The organism is Litorimonas taeanensis, from assembly GCF_003634015.1.
GTDB classification, from domain to species: domain Bacteria; phylum Pseudomonadota; class Alphaproteobacteria; order Caulobacterales; family Maricaulaceae; genus Litorimonas; species Litorimonas taeanensis.
Genome location: NZ_RBII01000002.1, coordinates 334,223 through 343,680, shown reverse-complemented (window position 1 = coordinate 343,680; position 9,458 = coordinate 334,223). Strand labels below are relative to the sequence as shown.

General features: G+C 44.3%; 9 protein-coding genes. 4 read left to right on the top strand and 5 right to left on the bottom strand.

Going from position 1 to position 9,458, the window contains the following annotated elements; all coding sequences use genetic code 11:
• The 3 genes from DES40_RS09520 to DES40_RS09505 all read left to right on the top strand — a co-directional run.
• Positions 1-615, top strand: a 615-nt coding sequence (locus DES40_RS09520; protein ID WP_147405921.1) for an RHS repeat-associated core domain-containing protein, incomplete at its 5' end; no start/stop codon positions are given.
• Entirely contained in the window at positions 599-1,495 is an 897-nt protein-coding gene (locus tag DES40_RS09515) for a hypothetical protein (protein ID WP_121101307.1), read from the top strand. The genes DES40_RS09520 and DES40_RS09515, both read left to right, overlap by 17 nt.
• A gap of 351 nt (positions 1,496-1,846) precedes the next feature.
• Positions 1,847-2,044, top strand: coding sequence for a hypothetical protein (locus tag DES40_RS09505; protein ID WP_121101301.1), 198 nt, complete (start codon positions 1,847-1,849; stop codon positions 2,042-2,044).
• Here DES40_RS09505 and DES40_RS09500 read toward each other — a convergent pair.
• From DES40_RS09500 to DES40_RS09490, 3 genes are all read right to left on the bottom strand, one after another.
• Complete coding sequence (locus DES40_RS09500; RefSeq protein WP_147405889.1) at positions 2,041-2,601, bottom strand: hypothetical protein; 561 nt, start codon at positions 2,599-2,601, stop codon at positions 2,041-2,043. The genes DES40_RS09505 and DES40_RS09500 overlap by 4 nt on opposite strands.
• A gap of 4 nt (positions 2,602-2,605) precedes the next feature.
• Positions 2,606-5,089 carry an FG-GAP repeat domain-containing protein gene (locus DES40_RS09495; protein WP_121101295.1) on the bottom strand — a complete coding sequence of 828 codons (2,484 nt, stop codon included), beginning with the start codon at positions 5,087-5,089 and terminating at the stop codon, positions 2,606-2,608.
• 109 nt (positions 5,090-5,198) lie between these two features.
• Positions 5,199-5,693 carry a hypothetical protein gene (locus DES40_RS09490; RefSeq protein WP_121101292.1) on the bottom strand — a complete coding sequence of 165 codons (495 nt, stop codon included), beginning with the start codon at positions 5,691-5,693 and terminating at the stop codon, positions 5,199-5,201.
• A 92-nt stretch (positions 5,694-5,785) separates the two neighbouring features.
• On the opposite strand from DES40_RS09490, the gene DES40_RS09485 reads away from it, so the two are divergent.
• Positions 5,786-7,504, top strand: coding sequence for a sensor histidine kinase (locus tag DES40_RS09485; protein WP_147405888.1), 1,719 nt, complete (start codon positions 5,786-5,788; stop codon positions 7,502-7,504).
• On the opposite strand, the gene DES40_RS09480 is transcribed toward DES40_RS09485, so the two are convergent.
• Together DES40_RS09480 and DES40_RS09475 are read right to left on the bottom strand one after the other, a co-directional pair.
• A complete protein-coding gene (locus DES40_RS09480) occupies positions 7,501-8,166 on the bottom strand; it encodes a response regulator (protein ID WP_121101286.1) in 666 nt (221 codons plus the stop codon). The genes DES40_RS09485 and DES40_RS09480 overlap by 4 nt on opposite strands.
• Entirely contained in the window at positions 8,154-9,380 is a 1,227-nt protein-coding gene (locus DES40_RS09475) for a hypothetical protein (protein WP_121101283.1), read from the bottom strand. The genes DES40_RS09480 and DES40_RS09475 overlap by 13 nt, the downstream gene beginning before the upstream one ends.
• Between the last annotated feature and the right edge of the window lie 78 nt (positions 9,381-9,458).

Below are 9,458 nucleotides of genomic sequence, written 5' to 3'. Positions count from 1 at the left end.
ACGGGATATTATGATAACTGGCACAGAACCTATGACCCGACATTAGGCCGGTATTTACAGAGCGATCCAATAGGCTTGGCGGGAGGGTTGAATAGATATGCCTATGTGGGCGGGAACCCGGTGAGTTATGTAGACCCTACCGGGGAAGCAATATTTATACCCATTCTGATTGGTTTTGCTATGGGTGCAATCATAGATGTTGCTTTTCAACTGGCGGAAAATGGTGGGAGTCTTAAGTGTTTAGACTATAATAGTGTACTTATATCTGGTGCTTTTGGTGTTTTTGGTGCGGGCGGAGGGGTTGCCCGTAGTGGTATCAAAAGGGCTGGGCAAGAGTGGTCTCATGGCATATCTAAGAAGAATGTTGAAAGATTTTTCAAGAAAAATGGTAGAATTAAAAATCTTTTAAACAGACGCGGAGGATTAAATGGACAATGGGTGAGCCCGCAACGGCATTCAGGACATGATTATTGGCGTCGTTTAAAGGGTGAGAAAGTAATTGATAAGCCCCATAAGTTTATTCGAGGTTTTGATCGCATTCCTGATTACTTGAAGGGTGGCACGGGTGCGCCTCTACTTGGGCAAGTGAGAAACAATAATGATTGTCAATGTTAAAAATGAATGCTTCAAAGCCTATAATGTCTTGGTTGAAGAAACGAAAAGTTATAATGGGCGCATTAATGACAACGCGGTCGCTAACATATACAAAAAATTTGAACTAGTTCCTGATTTTGATGAGTCTTTCATGAGTCTGATAGGAAGGTCTGAAAAAATTTCACTGGATGAAATTGAAATAGACTGGAGTTTAGGGTTCACTGAAGACATTGAATTTAGTTTTCCAAAAGAAAACTTTTTTGTAGCTTTTGCTAGGGACTATGAAGGAAACAGTTTTCATTTACTGGACACAACTAAGGCTGATACACCTGTTATTTATAATTCTCATGACCCATATGTGCTACTTGTTGCAAGTAATAATATATGTGAGTTTTTAAAGAATGTCAGCGGCAAACAAGGGAGAGTTTTTATTGAAAGGCTCTTGAAGAGCGAACAGATTTTTAAAGCAAATACCTTGCTGAATGAGGATTTGTCTTTGAATTTAGATTCAAAAATGCTTCCGCCAAAGCATAAAAATATAACAGAAAAAAATAAGTCAGTTGTTTTTGATTTCTCAAAATTAAATGTTGGTGAGGGAATTCGTAAGGATATGTATGGCCCATCGACAAAGATTAAATGCAATTTTGGTGATCGTACAATTAATATATCGAGTGCCAAGATTGAAGAAATTCGCAAATATGAACGCGAGAACATCCAAACAAAATTTATATTAATAGGGGTTCCTGTTGTATCGTTTGCATTTTTTCTACTGAAAACCTTAATTAACGATACGCCTATATCTGTGTTTATAATAACAGCTCCATTATTTGTTATATTGGCGACGGCTTCAATTTTCTTTATTATTTTTGTTCTATATTCAGTATGGCTAAAAATATTCTAAGTGATTTGTACCCAACTTCCTACCATTCTTTGGCAGGGTTTTACCTTTAGAATGACTGAAGGGTGATGTTTCGGAATCTTACGGGAGCAACAAGGTTAATTATTCAGGACAGTAATTTAAAATCGACCAGCATCGCAACAAAAGAGGACTTGCAAAAATACATTGCCGAAAACGAGTTTGAAATAAATACTAATCCTCGATTATGGGAAGATATTGGCCATGCTTTTAGGCGGCTTCAACACTACTCTGATGAAAAAAAGCGTATAAAAACCTATATTTGTTTGAAAACGACGTGGCGGGTCTTTTTTCAGAGGCAAAATAAATCACAAGTTGGGGCTCTGGGAAGAAGCTTTGAATGACTACAACATTGAAACAGTATACCGTGATGGCGCGGTTGCTGCGTCATACACTTATGATGTCTTTGAACAGCGTATTGCCAAGACAGCGACTGATAACTTTGGAAATGTGACGGATGTCCATTACCATCATGAAAGGGAGGGGCGGTTGATCGGCGAGACGAGTGCGGTGACCCATGCGTTTCTGTTTTAAAGGCAAGGCGTCTTTTGCCATGGCGTGCTTGCCATGACTGGAGCGCAGCGTATACGTGCCCCCCAGTCATGAACCCGCGCCCCGTTACTCATGCCCTTAGTACGAATGACAACGTCATATTCAGGCAAATTCTTATCCGTTCCGGGAGATAGTTGAGCAGATAACAGTTTCAGCTCTGGATCTGAGGTTCCGCCAAGGCTGGACGAAACGATACCGCCATAAAACTCGGATAGCTTACTGCGTGCGTCCGATAGCGTATCGGATTGACCTAACCCCATGGTGCTAATTAGATTGGCGCTATAGTCTGACATTTTCATACTTTCCGTCGCGCCGAGCTTACAAATTGTCCCCACGCATATTTGTAGAGTGCGTTCGAAATCATAGCTAGGTAATGTTGAGGGGGCACTCGCCCCAATTTGTGATGGCGTCTCTGGGTGTGATGGCGTCTCTGAGTGAGCTGTATCGGGGCCTGTTGCATCAAGGTCATCGGCTTGACACGCAATCAAACCTATCGAGGCCAAAGTCGATATAGCCAATTTTGAAATGAGAAATTTCATAAACTTACTCATTAACTTTCTTTGGTTTTATTGAGCTCGGTAGGGCTTTCTTTGTTGAGGGTAGAGGTCTCGCAATAGGCTTGCTGCTTTCGACGGGCTTAAGTCCAATGCCTGGCTTTACTGTCGTGTTGACGTTGACCGCAGGCGCGGTGCTTGATCCTATACTCTCCCGCGGCGGGTTAAACGTCGCTCCACCGTCCCAAAATACTGGGCCGCTCAGGGCTTCCATTTTATCGACTGCGCTTCCGTCGCCTGATGCGAATTCTTTCTCTGTAAACGAACCTTGTGACGTACCATGCTTTGTTCTGAAGATTAGTCCCTTTTGAGAATGGCGGTAACGCAGGGCCAAATCTGTATGCCGGCCTGAATCGTAATGTCCGCTCAAGATATGAAGATTATCAACGGACGCGCCATCCCCTGCTGAATATTCGGAGGACGTGTAATGACCATTGCCTTGGGACAGTTTTACCCGAAGGATCAGACCTTTCGTTTTATCGCGGACACGCATGACGATATCAGTACGGCGGTCGCCATTCACATCAGCCACAATAGTTTCCATGGCGTCAACTTCGGGTCCATCCGAGAATTTTTCAATCACGCGGTCGTAATTACCGTCGGGTTTGAAGAAGAATGTATGCGCCTCAAGTTGACCTTTATTGCCTCTCTCCAATACAATCAGATCTGATTTTCCATCACGATTAACGTCTGCAACAAAAGACTGAATATTCGTCCAAGGGGTATAGTGTAATGGAAGGGTTTTACTGTATCCGAAAGTGCCATCTCCATTAGACGTCCGCGTCCTCACTTCCATTTTTTCATCAGACCCACGTTGATACAGATAAATTAAATCTGTTTTCTTATCACCGTTTACATCCCCAGCGTGGACTCGCAATGTCTTACCAAGATTACCATCTCCGGCTTTAAAATCGTGATTATTGAAACTACCATCGCCGTTAGAGGTCTTTGTTCGAATGCGTAAACCATCCGTCGGGTGTTGATATGGCATGATAACATCGGAAAGCCCGTCTCCATCTATGTCACCAATTAACATGGGAAGGTCATTTGCACTTACACCATCACCAGCAATGTGTGATTTTTCAGAATAGGTTCCATCACCATTTGACATCTTGGTGCGTAGTATCAGGCCTTGGGTTTTGTGTTGATAGGGCGCCAAGATATCAGTCTTAGAATCCTTGTTGAAATACCCTGAATGCAATCCCCAGTCATGCGTGCCAACCCCGTCCCCGGCCACATGTTTTTTGTGACTAAATGTTCCGTCGCCATTAGAGATTTTAGTATGAAAAGTTAGCCCTTTATTCCGATCACGATAGGCCAAGATTATATCGCTTTTGCGGTCTCCATTTACATCTACTGGATAACGCGGCTTAGCGCGAAAGTTAGTGGGGTCTGGACGGCCAAGCTCATATTTTGAGTAATTATAAATATGAGCATAACCGACGTCACCAATAGCAGGTCGAGCATGTGCCGTAGCGCTAGCGCTCGTCAGATAGCCGCCCATATCATTATGCTCATAGTTTACCCATTTTTGTTTCCACCAACCAATGTCAGTATCCTTGTTATACCAGGTGAAAGACCGAATAACATTTTGGCTACCCACTTTCCCTCCGGCGTGGATATTCAAAACTTTTAAATTATCACGAAATGCAGCAGGAAAGACCTTATCCATATTCACAATATAAGATATGAAACTGCTATTTAGAGGGTTATTAACTTTGTTAGTCGGTAGTGTTGAGGTCGGTGAAATTCTGACATTGCCTGCCGGTAGTTCCAACCCGTCAACATTTAAGTCGGGTGTCGTACAGACAGGGTCATAGCCTTGCACGATTAACGGTATGTTCTGATGCTTGGTGGACTTCCGCATTCGGCTGCCCAGGCGGTACATTAAACATCCGCCACGGCTTTGTCCTGCCAAGACCATAAGCTCCACATTACTAGGGTCAAACTTGGAGGTTAGGAAATCCCAGTATGCATTTTCACGATTTTGTTTTTGCTCGACTGATCTAAAATATCCAAACTTAGCGTCTAAGGCTGATATATAGAGTGTTTCACTATCGTCAAATTCACCACTCGCTCTCAAACGCCCAACCAGTGACATAGGATGAATGGGGCGCATACAGTTTTTGGTTTGGTTTTTGCAGTCTTTCTTATACTTGTCAGGTTGCCCAGTAAGCGCATTGGGGTAGCCATCATTTATTTGTTGTCCTGCGGAAACAAAGACAACGCGTTTAACTTTACTGCGCTCTGGTTGATTAATTATAGAAATATAAGTTTCTAATTGTTCTTGAGTTTCTACGCCGTGGGTGTTCCATTCTTTGAATTTAGAATTCAATTGAGTGCTTCCGCAAACATTTTCAATGCCAGGTTTTGTACAATATCTGACGCGTTCAACGAGCATGTCTTCGGCTAATGCAGGACTCCCGACTACCATCGATATGCAAGCAGAAGTGAGTAAGTAGCGTTTTCTCATTGAAGTCTCCAATGTATGTCTAAAGCGATAGAATTTGTCTATTTCAACCAAAGCGCTCGACAACCCTTAGGGTTGTTTCGCAAGCGCCCCGTTAGTCTTGCGAGAGTGCTTACTTGCCGAACTTAATTTTAATCTTGAATTCAAAAGTAATGACGGGCGGCCACTTAACTAATTCTAACTCGATATCTTCAACGTCAGGAGTGTCCTGTACGGAGGCCAAAAGTGCAATGAGAAGGCCAGAACTCCCCTCAAGTGTTTCTTCTGAAGCTTCAGGATATTGCTCATGAATTTGGCTCATGATATATTTCTTCAAGTCTCGGTCCTGGAGCTTGAGTGATTTGACTTTTCGAACATCGAGAGTGAAAATTTGACCACCACACGGCTCCATTGGGTTAACGCAAGGCGAGGCTTTCATTTGAGAGTGAGCGATTGGCTTGGCACTCTTTACCCGATCATTTGTTTGCGCGTGGGTCGGCATAGCGATTAACACACCGGTCAATGCTACCGTGCAAAGTTTAATTAGATTGTTAGGCGTTTTAAACAGGTTCATTTCCGATTCCACTTCAGTTGTTAACTCTGAAGATGAATTAAACCCATCAGTCATTTTCACCATCCCATATTCATGTGGTGGGGAGCTTTAGCTCGCGTCTTATTTTTTAATTGCGAGAGAGCTAAGTAGCTGTCATCACTAAATTAATGGGGAAGTTTGAAACATCACATCATGACTCGATGGGAGATTGGCGCTGGGGGGCTGCAGGGCTATTAATTCCCATTGTGATTGCTGTGAGTTTTTTATGTCTTTGCGTATTCGTGAGCGGACAAATTTCTAAGCAACGGCCACAGTCGCTTCCCGCTGAGTCAATCAATATCCTCCAGCTCGAAAGTAATGAACGTTTACGTCGCCGAAAAGTATCTGATCAAAATTTGACGCTGGATGATCAATTTACTTTGCCGCAGGCGAGCATCCGGCAATATAGCCACCTATTTATTTTATCTAGTGATGATGTTCCACCACAAAGGACGATTGTTCCGCAAGTCGGAGGGTCTGTGGTGGCCTATGTCAATGGTGTTAGAATTGGCCAAGAACGTGCTCGGCCCTATGTTAGCTCTGGACAGAAACCGTTTTATATTGACCTCAGTATTCCGAACTCACATTTTCAAACAGGCAATAATCGGCTAGAATTCATCATCACGCCTAATGAATGGGGAGCCGAAATTTCGGAAATTTATTTAGGCTCGAAAACCGAGTTAGAGCCAGTTTCCAAAGAAATTGTTGCTATGGATTTCACCCGTAAACTATGGGCCGTGTCCGCAAGTCTTGGTTTATTAGCTGTAATCATCGGTCTCGCTCTGAGCTGGGCATGGCAGCGTTATTTTGTATATGGAATTGCAAGTGGCGCTTTAATGTTAAAGGCTATGCTCTCTAATGCTATCGCCTTATCAGCTGGCATAAGCCTCTTTCCCGCTTCTCTTGTTATAGAATGCATTCTAGGACTATGTGTGTGCGCCCTATTCATTAGGTTCCGCAGCCGATGGACAGTCGTGCTGCGCGGCTTAGCTTTGGCGGCGGTTTTAGCACTTCTATTGACGGCTTTTGCGTTTATGCCGCTATCAAATACCATTCGGTTTGAACCCGTCATACCGTTCATGGCCGTTGGCGTTTTACCCTTTCTAGGCTTTGCTCTTTGGACGCAACTTTGGGCCGATTACAGGCAATCAAAAACATCAAAGAAGGATCTGATAAACAAACTCACCACTGCTGAACATATTATCATAGATCAACGGGCTGCGCTTGATCTGGAGATCAAAAAGTCTGCTCAGATGGAAGAGCGGCAACGTCTGACTCGTGATATTCATGACGGTATTGGCGGGCATTTATTGTCTTTATTGGTACGGGTTCAATCAGGGGATGCGAGTCAAAGTGATATTGAGGCGGAACTACAAAGCGGGCTGAATGATCTGCGTCTTATTGTGGATTCTATGGATCATAGTGCTGATGATATTGAAAGTGCGCTCAAGACGTTTCATGCACGCGCCAAGCCTCAATTAATGGCATCGGGTATTGCGCTAGACTGGAAAATTTCTACGCCTTTTAAGCCCGGACAATACGGACCCAAGACCGTTCTGAACTTATACCGCTTTATGCAGGAAGCTATATCCAACACGGTGCGTCATTCTGGGGCGAACACACTTTGTATTGATCTGTCCTGTACCGGACCTAGCCAACCCTTTCGGATATATATTGCGGATAACGGCAAGGGGGTGCCAGATCTCATTAAAATACCGTGTGGGCAAGGTTTGAAGAATATGCAGGCTAGGGCCAAAAGCTTGGGTGCCGAGCTAGTCAAAGGCATGGGGCTTGGTGGTAAAGGGCTCTCTTACACATTAATAATTCCGCCAGTTACATCGTCTTAGCGTGTCATCTCAATCCAACCATTTTGTAGCGCTTCGAAGATAGCTTCATTGCGCGAGTGCACACTGAGTTTTCGATAAATGGATTTGGTATGATCTCTGACCGTATTAATTTTAATACCTAAAATGTCGGCGGTCTCTTGATAGGACATGCCACGGGAGAACATCGTCAGGATATCTTTTTCACGGTCTGTAATACTCTCTGTTCCCGGTAAAATTTCGGCTTTTTTATTCTCAGGCGTCTTGTTCAGAATTTCCAACAAGTGTGTCGCAGCTTGCGGGCTGATTGGGTTGCCCCCGTTCATTACAGCCAGTATCGCTTGCTCTATTTGGGCGGGAGGCGTGTCTTTTAAAAGGTACCCTTTGGCGCCGGCTTGCAGGCCCGCGAGAACGCTAACGCGGTCACCTAGAACCGTTAGGATAAGGGCGTTGGTTTCGCCTTCTTTTTGTAAGTCGGCAACGAATTCCAACCCGTTCCCGTCGGGCAATTGCAAATCGACAAGGCAGATATCACAAGTGTTTTTATTAAAGATTTCACGGGCTTCGGATAAAGTTTCTGCAGCAAATGCAAGGGAGAGCGTAGACGATTTCTCTACAATTCTACAAAAGTGAGCGCGCATATTGTCATTATCTTCAAGAATGCCAACGTGTATTACTTCTCCCACGATGCATCCTCTCTAGCCCAACATGTGCCATTGGGTTGGTCTTTAATATCAACCCAGGCGCGCCCGTTGTGTCGTGGTCCGTGGCGTCGCCCAGCAACGCCTTTTAGGTTACTGTCATGCCAATCTAGTACGCGCCAATTTTTGCCAAAGGTCGATGCGCAAAATTTATTGACTTCGGTCAAGGTTTTGAACTGTGTCCCCGTAACAGGAGGAGAAAAAGCAATTTTTCCGCCACCCCAATATTTATCAATCCACAACCCGGCTATAGGCGCAACTTCATCAAGGTCAGGAATGGGCGTATTTTCATCCAAAAAGCAAGCCAAGGGCTGAGAGGTAGTGCAATCCGTATCTCCGTAGATTGGATTGCACCATCTTGAATTCGGGTCCACATCACAGGCTAAGAGGACCAAGTCAGATATAACGGCGTCAAACGCGGGAGAGTTCATAAAGGTCAGGCCTCGAGGAGTCTCCGGGTGCACACAATAGGCGACGCCGGCAAAATCTACTCTAGTGTCATCAAAAACAGTAAAATCTATTCTACGGTCCGCAGCTTTGTCGCGCTGCTGTTCTAGCAAATCGCCATAGCCGCGTTTGATGTTTACATCGTGTTTTGCATCATTAGAACGATAGCGAATTTGATTAAATGGAGCGCTATAAATATCGTCATGACGCACCCAGCCGGGTTGTGCTTCTAAATGAGCAATTGCAGAATGGAACACATGGTGGTCCGCATTGAAATTTTCGGGTTTGTGGTCTCCAAGGTGCCCAATTAAAATCAAGTCATTACCGAAACTTTCGGAAGTCAGTGAGGCGGGCTTCATTCGTGTCACAAATATCCCCTTGGTGATATTTGAAGGGACATCGAAATAATCTGATAACACCTTATCCTGACCACCTTCATCGTAGTCACGCCGTGCAGAAAAATTTGCGTGATTTCCCGGAAGGTCAGATAGCTGCTCATTTACTCGCCCGGATTCAGAATTTTCCAAAGCATAATCGTCATCCACGCCGCGCATGATAATTTCCTTGGATTCGCCGAACATACATTGGTACTCGGCCAGCATTTCGTAGCCTGCACCTGCGCCGTATATATCCGGCTCCGATGCCTTTAAAATGCCCGTAGCGTTGACTATCATCCAAATCGCGATGGCAACTATTACCCCGCCCAATACTGCGCTTAACGCGCTAATTAAAAATAGAGAGCCTTTTGACATTATCTCTGCCTCTTACATCAGGTTTGGGAAAGATGAAATTATATTCAATAAAAATGAGGGCTTCTGTGAAACAATGCT